The 13909-nt window shown below is 60.0% G+C and carries 15 protein-coding genes and 1 pseudogene; 11 read left to right on the plus strand and 5 right to left on the minus strand.

Annotated features, from left to right (window positions below):
- Positions 1 to 216 precede the first annotated feature (216 nt).
- The 3 genes from pcaF to AB4Z23_RS24605 are packed head-to-tail and all read right to left on the minus strand — an operon-like array spanning position 217 to position 2832.
- Positions 217 to 1422 (minus strand): 3-oxoadipyl-CoA thiolase, encoded by a 1206-nt coding sequence (pcaF, locus tag AB4Z23_RS24595; RefSeq protein WP_441360914.1) that lies wholly within the window; start codon positions 1420 to 1422, stop codon positions 217 to 219.
- A gap of 10 nt (positions 1423 to 1432) precedes the next feature.
- Positions 1433 to 2128: a CoA transferase subunit B gene (locus AB4Z23_RS24600; protein WP_025595010.1), complete on the minus strand. Its 696-nt coding sequence runs from the start codon at positions 2126 to 2128 to the stop codon at positions 1433 to 1435.
- Positions 2125 to 2832, minus strand: coding sequence for a 3-oxoacid CoA-transferase subunit A (locus AB4Z23_RS24605; protein WP_441360915.1), 708 nt, complete (start codon positions 2830 to 2832; stop codon positions 2125 to 2127). Before AB4Z23_RS24605 ends, AB4Z23_RS24600 begins: the two co-directional genes overlap by 4 nt.
- 136 nt (positions 2833 to 2968) lie before the next feature.
- Here AB4Z23_RS24605 and AB4Z23_RS24610 point away from each other — a divergent pair.
- Positions 2969 to 3561: pseudogene (locus AB4Z23_RS24610) on the plus strand (IclR family transcriptional regulator domain-containing protein).
- On the opposite strand, the gene AB4Z23_RS24615 reads toward AB4Z23_RS24610, so the two are convergent.
- Positions 3531 to 4454, minus strand: coding sequence for a helix-turn-helix domain-containing protein (locus AB4Z23_RS24615; protein WP_145166907.1), 924 nt, complete (start codon positions 4452 to 4454; stop codon positions 3531 to 3533). The pseudogene AB4Z23_RS24610 and the gene AB4Z23_RS24615 overlap by 31 nt on opposite strands.
- 119 nt (positions 4455 to 4573) lie before the next feature.
- Between AB4Z23_RS24615 and pobA the strand changes: the two genes are divergently transcribed.
- Positions 4574 to 5746, plus strand: coding sequence for a 4-hydroxybenzoate 3-monooxygenase (pobA, locus tag AB4Z23_RS24620; RefSeq protein ID WP_441360916.1), 1173 nt, complete (start codon positions 4574 to 4576; stop codon positions 5744 to 5746).
- Here the strand turns inward: pobA and pcaQ are convergent.
- Positions 5743 to 6684 (minus strand): pca operon transcription factor PcaQ, encoded by a 942-nt coding sequence (pcaQ, locus tag AB4Z23_RS24625; RefSeq protein ID WP_019567002.1) that lies wholly within the window; start codon positions 6682 to 6684, stop codon positions 5743 to 5745. The two genes, pobA and pcaQ, sit on opposite strands and share 4 nt — an antisense overlap.
- A gap of 95 nt (positions 6685 to 6779) precedes the next feature.
- Here pcaQ and pcaD point away from each other — a divergent pair, with 95 nt between their 5' ends.
- The 9 genes from pcaD to AB4Z23_RS24670 all read left to right on the plus strand — a co-directional run bounded on the left by pcaD (position 6780) and on the right by AB4Z23_RS24670 (position 13895).
- Positions 6780 to 7577: a 3-oxoadipate enol-lactonase gene (gene pcaD, locus AB4Z23_RS24630; protein WP_441360917.1), complete on the plus strand. Its 798-nt coding sequence runs from the start codon at positions 6780 to 6782 to the stop codon at positions 7575 to 7577.
- Between the two features lie 3 nt (positions 7578 to 7580).
- The gene (pcaC, locus tag AB4Z23_RS24635) at positions 7581 to 8003 is read left to right on the plus strand and encodes a 4-carboxymuconolactone decarboxylase (RefSeq protein WP_004431033.1); all 423 of its coding nucleotides are present in this window, start codon (positions 7581 to 7583) and stop codon (positions 8001 to 8003) included.
- Complete coding sequence (pcaH, locus tag AB4Z23_RS24640) at positions 8000 to 8740, plus strand: protocatechuate 3,4-dioxygenase subunit beta (protein WP_441360918.1); 741 nt, start codon at positions 8000 to 8002, stop codon at positions 8738 to 8740. The genes pcaC and pcaH overlap by 4 nt, the downstream gene beginning before the upstream one ends.
- Before the next feature lie 2 nt (positions 8741 to 8742).
- Positions 8743 to 9363: a protocatechuate 3,4-dioxygenase subunit alpha gene (gene pcaG / locus AB4Z23_RS24645; protein ID WP_025595017.1), complete on the plus strand. Its 621-nt coding sequence runs from the start codon at positions 8743 to 8745 to the stop codon at positions 9361 to 9363.
- Positions 9364 to 9381: 18 nt separating this feature from the next.
- Positions 9382 to 10443, plus strand: coding sequence for a 3-carboxy-cis,cis-muconate cycloisomerase (locus AB4Z23_RS24650; RefSeq protein WP_019566998.1), 1062 nt, complete (start codon positions 9382 to 9384; stop codon positions 10441 to 10443).
- A gap of 368 nt (positions 10444 to 10811) precedes the next feature.
- Positions 10812 to 11480, plus strand: coding sequence for an amino acid ABC transporter permease (locus AB4Z23_RS24655; RefSeq protein WP_004431026.1), 669 nt, complete (start codon positions 10812 to 10814; stop codon positions 11478 to 11480).
- A gap of 10 nt (positions 11481 to 11490) precedes the next feature.
- On the plus strand, positions 11491 to 12141 hold the full coding sequence (locus AB4Z23_RS24660; RefSeq protein ID WP_004431025.1) for an amino acid ABC transporter permease: 651 nt from the start codon (positions 11491 to 11493) through the stop codon (positions 12139 to 12141).
- A 43-nt stretch (positions 12142 to 12184) separates the two neighbouring features.
- Positions 12185 to 13021, plus strand: coding sequence for a transporter substrate-binding domain-containing protein (locus tag AB4Z23_RS24665; RefSeq protein WP_004431022.1), 837 nt, complete (start codon positions 12185 to 12187; stop codon positions 13019 to 13021).
- A 34-nt stretch (positions 13022 to 13055) separates the two neighbouring features.
- Entirely contained in the window at positions 13056 to 13895 is an 840-nt protein-coding gene (locus AB4Z23_RS24670; RefSeq protein ID WP_013762366.1) for a transporter substrate-binding domain-containing protein, read from the plus strand.
- Positions 13896 to 13909 lie beyond the last annotated feature (14 nt).

Below are 13909 nucleotides of genomic sequence, written 5' to 3' on the forward strand. Positions count from 1 at the left end.
GATCCAGCCAGCCCAAGTCCTTGGGCCGAAAAGACTCCCTCCGYCGCGCAGGCGCGCGTCGGCTGGATTCCTGTGACAAGCACAGGAATGAGGGGAGTTGGAATGCACCAACGCGAGAAAATCATGCGTGGAGTTCCTGAGCACYTGCCGACATATGTGARGACACGGCGGCAGCGGCATCCGGACCGTTCAACAGAACCGAATGCCGCGGTCCCGTCAGACCCGCTCGAGCGCCACGGCAATKCCCTGCCCGACGCCGATGCACATGGTCGARAGCGCATAACGCTTGCCGGTCAGAGAAAGCTCGAGTGCTGCKGTGCCGGCAATGCGCGCACCGGACATCCCAAGCGGATGCCCAAGCGCAATCGCGCCGCCATTTGCATTCACCCGCGCATCGTCATCGGCAATGCCGAGCTGGCGAAGCGTTGCGAGACCCTGGCTRGCGAAGGCTTCGTTCAGCTCGATCACGTCAAGCTCTTCCTGTTTCAGGCCGAGACGCGCCAGAAGCTTGGCTGAGGCAGGCGCGGGGCCAATGCCCATGACGCGCGGCGGAACGCCGGCAGTTGCTCCGCCGAGAATGCGGGCAATCGGCGTCAGGCCGTATTTCTTTGCGGCTTCAGCCGAAGCGATGATGAGAGCCGCCGCACCGTCATTGACGCCGGATGCATTGCCCGCCGTCACTGTCGCACCGTCGCGCTTGTTGACCGGCTTCAGCTTTGCAAGGGCTTCAAGGCTCGTCGCGCGCGGATGTTCGTCTTTAGACACCACCAGCGGATCGCCCTTGCGCTGCGGGATCGTGACCGAGACGATTTCCTTGTCGAGGCGGCCATTGGCCTGCGCGTCGGCTGCCTTTTGCTGGCTGCGAACGGCAAAGGCGTCCTGATCTTCGCGGGAGACCTGATAATCGACGGCGACGTTATCACCGGTCTCCGGCATGGAATCGACGCCATATTGCGCCTTCATCAGCGGGTTGACGAAACGCCAGCCGATGGTCGTGTCGTAGATTTCGGCGTTGCGTGAAAAAGCGCTTTCGGCCTTGGGCAGCACGAAGGGCGCGCGGCTCATGCTTTCCACGCCGCCTGCGATCATCAATTCCGCCTCGCCGGATTTGACGGCGCGGGCAGCGGCGATGACAGCGTCCATGCCCGAACCGCACAACCGGTTGATCGTGGTTCCGGTCACMGAAACTGGCAGGCCGGCCAGCAGCAGCGACATGCGGGCAACATTGCGGTTATCTTCGCCCGCYTGGTTGGCGCAGCCRAAGATCACGTCCTCGACGGCTTCCCAATCCAYGGACGGGTTACGCTCGACAAGCGCCCGCAAGGGCACAGCACCGAGATCGTCAGCCCGCACTGAAGACAATGCACCGCCGAAACGGCCGATCGGTGTGCGGATATAGTCGCAGATGAATGCATCGGTCATCGGTTGTTCCTCAAAGTTCCGGGGCGACAAGATCAGCGACTTCGCCATCGACATGGAGAGGCGCGCCGGTCATGGCCTGCAATTCATCGAAGCTCATGTCAGCCAGCTTTTCGCGCAAAACGAAACGGCCATCCACGACGTCAATCACCGCATGGCTGGTRTAGATGCGGGTGATGCAGCCGACGCCGGTCAGCGGAAAGGCGCATTTTTCGACAAGCTTCGGCTCGCCGTTCTTCGTCACRTGTTCGGTGATGACGAAAACCTGCTTGGCGCCATGCACCAAATCCATGGCGCCGCCAACGGCGGGCACGCCCTTGGAGCCAACGCGCCAATTGGCGAGATCACCATTCTGCGCCACCTGATAGGCGCCGAGGATCGCCACATCCAGATGCCCGCCGCGCACCATGGCGAAGCTGTCGGCATGGTGGAAGAAGGAGGCACCCGGCTTCAGCGTCACCGCCTTCTTGCCGGCATTGATGAGGTTCCAGTCCTCTTCACCTTCCGGCGGCGCTTCGCCGAAATTCAGGATGCCGTTTTCGGTGTGGAAGATAGCCTGACGGCCGGGCGGCTGGTAACGGGCGACCATTTCGGGAAAACCGATACCGAGATTGACGTAAGCGCCATCCTCAATGTCCTGCGCCGCGCGCCAGGCGATCTGGGCGTTGGAAAGCTTGATATCGTCGCGAGTGTTGATTGGCTGGGTCATGCGTAGGCTACTCCCGCGCGAATGAGAATTTCTTCCTGTTGCGGATCGGCGATTTCCACGACGCCGTTGACGAAAATGCCTGGCGTGACGACATGCTCGGGGTCGATCTCGCCGGCAGCGACGATCTTGGAAACCTGGGCGATGGTGGTGGCTGCCGCCATGCACATCAGCGGGTTAAAATTGCGCCCCGCCTTGTTGTAGGTGAGATTGCCGTAGGTATCGCCAAGCTCAGCCTTAACGATGGCGAAATCCGCCTTCAGCCAGCGCTCCTGCACATAGGAGCGGCCATCGAATTCGGCAATCGGCTTGCCATTGGCAAGCTCCGTACCAAAGGCAGTCGGGGTGTAGAATGCCGGGATGCCCGCGCCACCGGCACGGATACGCTCGGCAAGCGTGCCCTGCGGCACAAGTTCCAGCTCGATTTCGCCGGCCAGATATCTGTCGGTGAAAGCGCGCGGATCGGAAGAGCGCGGAAACGAGCAGATCATCTTCTTGACCATGCCCGCATCGATCATTGCGGCAATGCCGATACGCCCATTGCCCGCATTGTTGTTAATGACCGTCAGGTTCTTCGGTCCCTTGTCTATCAGGGCGTGGATCAGCTCGATGGGCGCGCCGGAGCCGCCAAAACCGCCGATCATGACAGTCGCGCCGTCACCGATACCGGAAATGGCCTCGGCTGCGCTGTTGATTGTCTTATCCATATCAATCCTCCATCCAGCCGAACGGTTGAACCCGCAAGGCCGCTTGGCGGAGAGCTAAATCCGAATCCGTCTCGACGGCAAGAATTTTGTGCGTTATATGATTTTTGTTCGTATATCGCACAAATGGAGCCGCGACATGGCCGTCAACGAAAGAGACATGATGGGCGGTCTCGCCAAGGGGCTGAAGGTGATCGAGGCGTTCAGCGCCGAGCGCCCGCGCCTGTCCATATCAGATGCCGCTGACATCGCAGGCCTTGACCGCGCCACCACGCGGCGCTGTCTGCTGACACTGTCGGAACCGAAATCGTGTATGTGGCGCGCGCCGCCCAGCAGCGGGTCATGTCCATCGCCCTCATGCCTGGCTCGCGCCTGCCCGCCTATTGCACCTCCATGGGCCGCGTTCTCCTCTCAGCCCTTACACCGGAACGGCAGCGCGAGGTCCTGGAACACTCGCGGCTGGTGGCACGGACGGAAAAGACGATGACCGGTATCGACGCCCTGCTCGACGAACTCGAGGCGACCCGCAATCGTGGTTATGCCCTGATCGATCAGGAGGTGGAGATCGGCCTTCGCTCCATCGCCGTGCCGGTGAAAACCGTGCGCGGGCAGACGGTCGCAGCACTCAATGTCGGGCTTGCCGCCTCGGTAGCGTCGATGGACGATCTGGTGGAGCGATATCTGCCGGCACTGCTTTCCGTTCAGCGTGAACTGGGAAGAATGCTTGCCTGAGGTGAGGCCGAAGCCGCGCCGTCATCTCCCATTTTCCGCCGTTCAGCCAATCGCCATGCCCGCGGTGTCATGCCTGTTTCCCGCTTGAAGAAGCGGTTGAAATAGGCCGGGTCGGCAAAACCGAGATCTTCCGCAATCATCTGCACGGTCGATACGGTGAAGATCAGTTCCTGCTGGGCGATCTCGATCTGTCGCCTGGCGACAAGCCGTTGCAGGCTGAGCCCGGAAACGGAACGGACGAGACGGTTGAGATGGGTCTCGGAAAGGCCGAGCTTCTGCGCATAAAACGCCGCCTTGCGCGGCTCGCGAATATGTCGGGCGATCAGTGACAGCAGGAGTTCGAAGCGCTGTTCCGCAGGACCTTCCCCGGTTCTCTCCAGTAGAGGCCGCGCCGCTCGCGCAAGAAGCGCAGCCACGGTAGCAAGCTGACCTTCGATCATGGCCTCCCGGCCTATCTCGTGGCTTTCATACTCCGCGGAGATATGTTCGAAATCCCTGCGCAATCGCTCGCCCTCGGAGAAATCCTGTAACGGCAACAACACGGGCTGCTGGAAATTCCGCAGCAGCAGCGCCTGYACGGATGCGGCAAGCGCGCCSGGCAGCACGGTGACGATCACCCCGCCAATATCRCGCGAAAAACGAAAGCCGTGCTCGAAACCCGGCGGYACGACAATGGCGACCGGTGGGCGGATAGCCTCGGTGCGGCCATCCAGCAATGCATCGCCCTCGCCGCCCCAAATGTACAAGATTTGCAGGAACGCGGCATGCCGGTGCAGGCCGATTTCAAAGCGATGCAGGCTGCTTCTGGAAAAAAGCGTCTCGCAATGAAAGCGGAAAGCGGTTCCTTGCGCAGTCTCCTCGCCATATAGGCCTTCATTCGCCGCAACCCGCATGTCACCCCCGGCTCCGCTCATCATGGTCGAATTGTGCAATTTACGGATCAGAAAGTCCATTGAGCTTGTCGCGCGCTTTGGTCAATTTCCTGACAGGAGACAATTCCGGGAGGAAACTAATGCGCACCAAGGTCGTCATCATCGGYTCCGGTCCYTCGGGTCTGCTGCTTGGTCAGCTGCTTGCCAATGAAGGCATCGATACCGTCATTCTCGACCGGGCCGGCAAGGACTACATCCTCGGTCGGGTCCGCGCCGGGGTGCTGGAAGAAGGYACAGTGCACCTTCTGGAAAAAGTTGGCGCCGACAAACGCCTGCACAAGGAAGGTCTGCCRCATGACGGTTTCTCGCTGACCTTTGACGGGCGCGATCACCGTATCGACCTCTTCGATCTTACCGGCGGCAAACGGGTAATGGTCTACGGTCAGACGGAGGTGACGCACGACCTGATGGATGCCCGCGAAAAAGCGGGGCTYACCACAATCTATGAAGCCTTGAATGTGGAGCCKCATGATTTCGATGGTGCCAGCCYCTATGTCACCTATGAGAAAGACGGCGTAAGCCATCGGATAGATTGTGATTTTATTGCAGGATGCGATGGGTTTCACGGCGTCAGCCGCAAATCCGTGCCTAAGCGCTCGATCAAGGAATTCGAGAAGATATACCCCTTCGGCTGGCTCGGTATTCTGGCCGAAGTGCCGCCTGTCAGCCACGAACTCATCTATGCCAACCATCCCAGTGGTTTTGCGCTCTGTTCCATGCGCTCGCACACGCGCAGCCGCTATTACCTGCAATGTTCGCTGGAAGACCGGCCGGAGGACTGGAGCGATGAGCGCTTCTGGGATGAAATCCGCCGCCGCCTGCCGGAAAACCACGCCGATGCCCTGGTGACCGGACCGTCGTTTGAAAAATCCATCGCACCGCTTCGGTCCTTCGTGTGCGAACCGATGCGCTTCGGGCGATTGTTTCTGGCGGGCGACGCCGCCCACATCGTGCCGCCGACCGGCGCCAAGGGCCTCAACCTTGCTGCCAGCGACGTGCATTATCTCAGCGAGGCGCTCATCGAATTTTATCGTGAAGGGTCGGAAGCGGGCATCGATTCCTATTCGCAGAAAGCGCTATCCCGCGTCTGGAAGGCCGTGCGCTTTTCCTGGTGGATGACGACAATGATGCACCGCTTTCCCGATACCGGCGAATTTGGCCAGCGCATCCAGGAAGCGGAGCTGGATTACCTCGTGCATTCCCGCGCTGCCTCCACGGCGCTTGCGGAAAACTATGTCGGGCTTCCCTATTAGGAAACAGTTTCGGGCTTCGGGTCGAGCAGTTCGCGCGCAGCTTCGCGAATGGCCTGTATCAGTAGCGACAGCGGCAGTGAGGGCTGCGTATCGGCCCGCACCGTCAAGCCGACCGGACCGCTGGTATCGCCGGTATCGACCGGCAGGATCGCCAGAGTTCCATCYGCCACATCGCCTGCGACCACSCCTTCCGAAATGATCCAGACGGCATCACTGGTGCGCAGGAACGCGCGACCAAACGCATCCGATACCGTTTCGATGCGGATCGGCAAGGCCGGCACCCCATTGGCGATCAGGAACTGCTCGACGATGGGACCGATTACCGACTGGCGGGTGGGGATCAATACCGGGAACTCGTGCAGGTGATCGAAAACCGAAATGCCCGGCGACAGCAGCGGATGGCCGGCGCGCACGACGAACCGCACCTTTTCGGAATAGAGATGCTCGAAGGAAAATCCCGCCATCTTTTCCGGCGCAGCCAGGCGCCCGACGACGAGATCCAGATCGCCGACGCGCAATTGCTCCAGAAGAACGGCATTGTCACCGGTGACGATCTTGACCGGGCTGCCGGTTTTTTCCGAAAGAAATCCCGCCATGGCTTTCGGCATGATCCTCACCGATACGGTCGGCAAGGCACCGACGCGAACCGGCGGGCCGGCACGCGCCGCCTCCTGCGAGACGGAATCGACCGCATGGCGAAGTGCCGTCATCGTCGCCCCGGCATGGCGCAGGAACACCTCGCCATAGCGGCTGATGCGGATGCCGCGCCCCTCGCGGTCGAACAGCGAGACGCCCAGAATCTCCTCGAGTTCGCGGATGGTTTTCGTTACCGCCGGCTGGCTGACATGCAGGATTTCCGCCGCACGAATGACGCTTTTCTGGCGCGCCACCTCCACGAAGGTCTGAAGATGCCGGAACTTTATACGCTGCTCGACCATCGAACATATAATCCATTGGTTATATTTTTCACCGATAATGTCATTTTACTTAACCGGAACGYGCTTGCAATATCGTCAACAGGAGGACGTACATCATGCATTTTCTGCGCTGTGGCGAAAACGCGATCCATTATCGTGCGCACGAACTGGAAAGCGGCAAGCCGGTCATCGCCTTTATCAATTCRCTTGGYACCGATTTCCGTATCTGGGATGCGGTGATTGCGGAACTTGGCGACAAATATGCTTTCGTCCTGCACGACAAACGTGGCCATGGCCTGTCCGATATCGGCCGCCCTGCCTATTCGATAGACGATCACGCGGACGACCTGATTGCCATCCTCGATCATCTTTCCGTYRACAATGCGGTCATCTGGGGTCTGTCRGTCGGTGGACTGGTTGCACAGGGAATTTATGCCCGGCGTCCCGATCTCGTGCGTGCCCTTGTGCTCAGCAATACCGCCCACAGGATCGGCACCGCCGAGATGTGGAACGCGCGCATCGACAAGATCGCCGCTGATGGCCTTGCCTCGCTGATCGATCCGGTGATGGAGCGCTGGTTCACACCAGCCTTTCGCCAGCCGGACAACGTGGTTTATGCGGGCGCGCGCAACATGCTTTCCCAACAGCCGGAGGCCGGTTACAGCGGCACCTGCGCCGCCATACGCGATGCCGATTTCACGCACGAAGCGGGCCGCATCGCTGTTCCGACGCTCTGCGTGGCGGGCGATGAAGACGGGTCGACACCGCCAGCACTGGTGCAATCACTGGCGGACCTCATTCCCGCAAGYCGTCTCGCCACCATTGCACGCTGCGGCCACATTCCWTGCCTTGAACAACCGCTCGCCTATGCGCAGGCGGTCGGTGATTTTCTGAAGACCTTGCCGGAGCACTGACAGATGGCGGACAATATCGACAAGAACGAGAGATTTGAGCAGGGCATGAAAACRCGCCGCGCCGTGCTCGGTGACGCGCATGTCGACCGCGCGCAGACGGTGACRACGGGGTTCGACCAGCCGTTTCAGCAGCTCATCACCGAAGCGGCCTGGGGCACGGTGTGGTCCGGTAACCACTGGACGAAGCGCGAGCGCTCGATGGTCACCATCGCCTTGCTTGCCGCACTCGGGCAGGACGAGGAACTTGCCATGCATGTGCGCGCCACCGCCAATACCGGCGCCACCGAAGCGGATATTCGCGAAGCGCTGCTGCATGTCGCAATCTATGCCGGCGTGCCCGCCGCCAACCACGCTTTCAAGACCGCCAAGCTTGCTCTGGCCGGCATGAAAGCCGATAGTTCCCGCGACGAGGAGGAGACGAAATGAGTAATACAAAGCCCGAAACCGGGCCGTTCTTCGCACGCGACCGCGACATTCATCCGCTGGCCTATGCTCCCTGGTACAAGACCTCTRTCCTGCGTTCTCCGCAGCGCGCCCTGATTTCGCTGGAAGGCACCAAAAGCGAGATCACCGGGCCGGTTTTCGGCCACAGCCTGCTGAACGAGCTGGATAACGACCTGATCCTCAATTATGCCCGCCCTGGCGAAATGCCGATTGGCCCGCGCATTCTGGTCCACGGCCGGGTGCTGGACGAGCGCGGCCGCGGCGTGGACGGTGCGCTCGTGGAATTCTGGCAGGCCAATGCCGGCGGGCGGTATCGCCACAAGAAGGAAACCTATCTCGCCGCCATCGATCCGAATTTTGGCGGCGTCGGCCGCACGATCACGGATGAGAACGGTTATTACTGGTTCAAGACCATCCAGCCTGGCGCTTACCCCTGGCCGAACGGCGTCAACGACTGGCGGCCTGCCCATATCCACTTCTCGGTCTTCGGCCACGGTTTTGCCCAGCGGCTGATAACTCAGATGTATTTCGAAGGCGATCCGCTGATCTGGAAATGTCCGATCGTCAAAACCATCCCGGACGAGGATGCGATCAAGCGGCTGATCGCGCCGCTGGATATGAATTCAAACATTCCCATGGACATGCTGGCATACAAGTTCGACATCGTGCTTCGCGGCCGCCGCTCCACGTTTTTCGAAAATCGCAAGGAAGGCAACTGATCATGGTCCAGCCGCTCGGTTATCTCAAGGAATCAGCGTCGCAGACGGCAGGTCCATATGTCCATATCGGCTGCACCCCCAATTTCGTTGGCATCGAGGGCGTGTTCGAAAAGGACCTGGGCTCCGGCGCGCTCTATAACGACAAGGCTCGCGGCGAACGCATAAGCGTGCGTGGCACGGTCTACGACGGCGCTGGCATGCCGCTTAAGGACGCCCTGATCGAAATCTGGCAGGCGGATACGGACGGTTATTACAACAGCCCCAGCGAAACACGCGGCAAGGCGGATCCGAATTTCACCGGCTGGGGCCGCTCRCCCGGCGACATGGATACCGGCGAATTCATCTTCGACACCATCAAGCCCGGCAAGGTKCCCTTCCGCGACGGCCGGTGGATGGCGCCGCACATCACTTTCTGGATCGTGGCGCGCGGTATCAATATCGGCCTGCAAACCCGCATGTATTTTCCCGAGGAGCAGGAGGCCAATGCCGCCGATCCGGTCCTTGCCCGCGTCGAGCAGAAAAGCCGCATCGCCACCCTTGTCGCCAAAAAGGAGGAAGGAAACATCTATCGTTTCGATATCCGCCTTCAGGGCGAGGGCGAAACCGTGTTTTTCGATATCTGAGCGGAGCTGTAACCTGAGATGAGCCTTTCCCCCTTCGAACATCCGTTTCTCTCCGGCCTTTTTGGCGACAGCGAAATCGTTGAGCTGTTTTCGGCCAGAGCGGATATCGATGCCATGATCCGTTTCGAGACGGCGCTGGCGCAGGCGCAAGCCGGGGCGGGCGTCATTGAAGCGGATGCGGCGGATGCGATCGTCTCGCGCCTTTCCGATTTTGCCGCCGATACCACCGCGCTTCGCCATGGCGTCGCCAAGGACGGCGTTGTGGTGCCGGAACTTGTCCGGCAGATGCGGGCGGCGGTTGCCGGTACTGCGGCGGAAAAGCTGCATTTCGGCGCCACCAGCCAGGATGTCATCGATACCAGCCTGATGCTGCGGCTGAAGGCGGCAGCGGAAATCATCGCGGCACGGCTCGGCCGCCTCATCGATACGCTGGGTGATATTGCGGCCCGCGATGGCAGCAACCCGCTGACGGGATATACCCGCATGCAGGCCGCAATCGCCATMACGGTCGGCGAYAGGGTGGCAAGCTGGATCGATCCGCTGGAACGGCATCTGGTTCGGATAGACACGTTTTTGCAGCACGGTTTTGCCGTCCAGTTCGGCGGCGCGGCCGGCACGTTGGAAAAGCTCGGCGACAATGCCGGCACTGTCCGCGCCGATCTCGCAAAGCGTCTCGGCCTTTCTGACAGGCCGCAGTGGCACAGCCAGCGCGACGGTATCGCCGAGCTTGCCAATCTGCTGTCGCTCGTCACCGGCACGCTTGGCAAGTTCGGGCAGGATATCGCGCTTCTGGCCGAAGTAGGCGCCGAAATTCGCATGAGCGGCGGGGGTGGTTCCTCGGCGATGCCGCACAAGCAGAACCCGGTCAATGCGGAAACGCTGGTGACGCTGGCACGCTTCAACGCCGTGCAGATTTCGGCATTGCACCAGTCTCTCGTTCACGAACAGGAACGTTCGGGCGCGGGCTGGATGCTCGAATGGCTGTCGCTGCCGCAAATGGTGACGGCAACGGGGTCCTCACTCCTGATCGCCGAGCGCCTCGCGGGGCAGATCGACCGGCTGGGAGCAAGCGAAGAATAAARAGGGAATGACAGATTTTCGCKAGGACTGAGCGGCCTTCGGGCGCTTTTGCCAGCGAGATGGGAATGGCGCGGGCGCGCGATGAAAACGCTTGCGACCAATCACATTAGTCGTTGATAAAAAACGACTTTCTTGAACAAGAYGAATGAAGAAAAAGTGATCTTTAAGCTGTTTCTAACCGGAGTTGGCGCTTGACACAAAATTGAACTAACTGGTACAAACATTCAGGTTAACGCTATGCTGGCACAGAAGTGTGGAGCTTCCCCGGCACGGTAAAAACAAACGGAGGGCTTTGGAGCCACAGGGTTTCCAAAGCGATGCGAACAAGGCGAAACGTCTGTTCGGACCCGAACGGGTTGGGAGGAAATATGTCTTACAGTCTCGATTTTTCGGCGGTCATAGACCGTCTGCCCGAGCTGCTTCTGGCCTGTCTTGCAACGATCGGCCTTGCAATCGCCGGCATGTCGCTTGCCACCGTCATCGGGGTTCTCGGCGTCGTGGCCCGCCGCTCGCGCTTCAAGCTGCTGCGCGGTCTGGTCATCGGGTTCGTGGAAGCCATTCGCAACACGCCGTTTCTGGTGCAGATATTCTTCATCTTCTTCGCCCTGCCGCAAATCGGCATCAAGCTTAACCCCACGGTCACGGCCATCATTGCGCTTGCGTTGAACGGCGGCGCCTATGCCATTGAAATCATTCGCGGCGGCGTCGATTCCATTCCCAAGGGTCAGGTTGAGGCGGGATTGGCGCTTGGCCTGCACCGGGCGCAGATCTTCCGGCACATCATTCTGAAGCCGGCGCTTCGGGCGGTCTATCCGTCACTCACCAGCCAGTTCATCATGCTGACGCTGACCACTTCGGTCTGTACCTCGATTGCGGCTTACGAGCTGACCTCGGTGGCCCAGCAGATCGAAGCGGACACCTTCCGCTCCTTTGAGGTCTATTTCTCGATCACGCTGCTTTATCTGGTCATTTCCTCGCTGATGATGGGGGTATTTTCCCTCATCTCCCGCACATCGTTCAGCTATCCGGTCAAGTGAGGAAAAGACAATGGCATCCATCGGTTCCAACGAATTGTTCTTCCTGCTGCAGGGCCTGAAATGGACCCTTGCGCTGACCCTGATCGGCTTCATCGGTGGCGGCATTTTCGGCCTTTGCGTCGCGCTTGGCCGCGTTGCCGAAACCCCGGCGATCCAGCGCGCCAGCACCGGCTTCATCGCGATTTTCCAGGGCACACCGCTCCTGATGCAGCTTTTCGTCGTCTATTACGGCGTGGCGCTTGCGGGCCTGAATGTCGATGCCTGGATTGCGGTCGCCATCGCATTCACCCTGCATGCCAGCGCCTTTCTGGGTGAAATCTGGCGCGGTGGCATTCAGGCTGTGCCGAAGGGTCAGACCGAAGCCGCCAACGCGCTTGGCCTGCACTACGTGTCGCGAATGAAGGACGTGGTTCTGCCGCAGGCCTTCAAGATTTCGCTGCCCGCCACCATCGGTTTTCTGGTGCAGCTCATCAAGGGCACGTCGCTTGCCGCCATTGTCGGCTTCGTCGAACTGTCCCGCGCCGGCCAGATCGTCTCCAACCAGACGTTCCGTCCGCTGACGGTCTTTGCCATCGTCGGCATCATGTATTTCCTGATCTGCTGGCCGCTTTCCCTGTGGGGCGCCAGTGTAGAAAAGCGGATGCAAGCCGCTTCCCGCTAATACCCATCAACATGTCATCAAGCTTTGTAAGGAGGAGCAAAAGATGAAATCCAACGGTAAATTCTCACGTCGCACCCTGCTCGCGCTCGCCGCAGCAACGGTCGCCCTGCCCTTTATCGCACCGGTCGACGCCTTCGCCGGCACGGTGGATGAGGCCAAGGCCAAGGGCAAGGTCGTAATCGGCATTCAGGGCGACAATTCGCCATGGGGCTTCGTCAATTCGAGCGGCGTTCAGGACGGCCTCGATGCCGATATCGGCAAGGCGTTTGCCGAATATCTCGGCGTCAAGGTCGAATTCGTACCGCTTGCCGTGGCAAACCGCATTCCGGCCCTTCTGACGGGCAAGGTCGACCTGCTGTTCGCAACCATGGGCATGACCGCCGAGCGCGCCAAGACCATCCAGTATTCCAAGCCCTATGCCGGTAACGTGCTTTCCGTCTACGGCCCCAAGGACAAGAAGATCGGCAACTATGACGATCTGACCGGCGTTTCCGTCGGCGTTCCTAAGTCCAGCGCCATGGACACGGCGATCACGGCAGGTGCAGGCTCCAAGGCCAAGATCCTGCGCTTTGACGACGATGCCGCCAACATTCAGGCGCTGATTTCCGGCCAGGTCGAGGTTGTCGGTGGCAACCAGTTTTATGGCGACCGCCTCAATCAGGCTGCCAACGGCAAATACGAGCCGAAGTTCGACCTGACGACGCTTTACAACGGCGCCGGCACCCGTCCGGGTGAAAAGGACTGGAACGAGACCGTCAACGCCTTCCTCGACAAGATCAAGTCGGATGGYCAGCTTGCCAAGATCTACGACAAGTGGATGAAGCGCGAAGTTCCCGCTTTCCCGGAAAGCCTGCCGGATATTCCTTTCACCGTGAAGTGAAGACCGGAAGAGGCTGGATTGGGAGGAGTAACCAATGGGAATCTTTAACAAACAGACGCGTTGGCGAACAGCCATCGCCGTCGGATTGGCAGCAGCTTTGCTGCCAATCCTGACACCCGCAGGCGCAGAAGCCAGAACACTTGAAGAAGCAAAGTCCAGCGGCAAGATCATCATCGGCATTCAGGGCGACAACGCGCCCTGGGGCTTCATAAATTCCTCTGGTGTTCAGGAAGGTTATGATGCGGATTTGGCCCGCGGGTTTGCGGACTATCTTGGACTGAAAGTGGAGTTCGTACCGCTTGCAGTCGCCAACCGCATCCCGTCGCTTCGCACCGGAAAGGTCGATGCCCTGTTCGCGTCGATGGGGATGACGCCGGAACGCGCGAAAAACGTACAATATGCGCAGCCTTACGCGCATAACGTCATGTCGGTCTATGCCACCAAGGACAAGAAGATCGCCAACTTCGACGATCTCACGGGAATGACCGTCGGCGCGCCGAAATCCAGTCCGATGGACACGGCGTTGACCGCAGGTGCCGGTACCAAGGCAAAAATTCTGCGTTTCGACGATGACGCCGCCACCATTCAGGCGATCCTGTCGGGCCAGATCGAGGCAATCGGCGGCAACCAGTTTTATGGTGACCGTCTCGCAGCCGCTGGCGGCAAGGATTACGAGGTGAAGTTCGACCTCGTGACCCTCTACAACAGCGCCGCCACGCGCCCCGGTGAAAAGGACTGGAACGAGGCACTCAACGCTTGGCTCGACAAAGCCAAGGCCAATGGCGAGCTCGCAAAAGTCTATGCCAAATGGATGAAGCGCCCGGTTCCGGACTTCCCGGCCTCGCTTCCTGACATTCCCTACACCGTTAACTAACGCTGCTTCCCAGC

Origin of the sequence: Agrobacterium sp. MCAB5, assembly GCF_052114365.1 — a bacterium.
GTDB classification, from domain to species: Bacteria; Pseudomonadota; Alphaproteobacteria; order Rhizobiales; family Rhizobiaceae; genus Agrobacterium; species Agrobacterium tumefaciens.

Coding starts and splice junctions, on each gene's coding strand:
- AB4Z23_RS24605 (WP_441360915.1), bottom strand. CDS start 2,832: ATGGATAAGACAATCAACAGCGCAGCCGAGGCCATTTCCGGTATCGGT.
- AB4Z23_RS24655 (WP_004431026.1), top strand. CDS start 10,812: ATGTCTTACAGTCTCGATTTTTCGGCGGTCATAGACCGTCTGCCCGAG.
- AB4Z23_RS24660 (WP_004431025.1), top strand. CDS start 11,491: ATGGCATCCATCGGTTCCAACGAATTGTTCTTCCTGCTGCAGGGCCTG.
- AB4Z23_RS24670 (WP_013762366.1), top strand. CDS start 13,056: ATGGGAATCTTTAACAAACAGACGCGTTGGCGAACAGCCATCGCCGTC.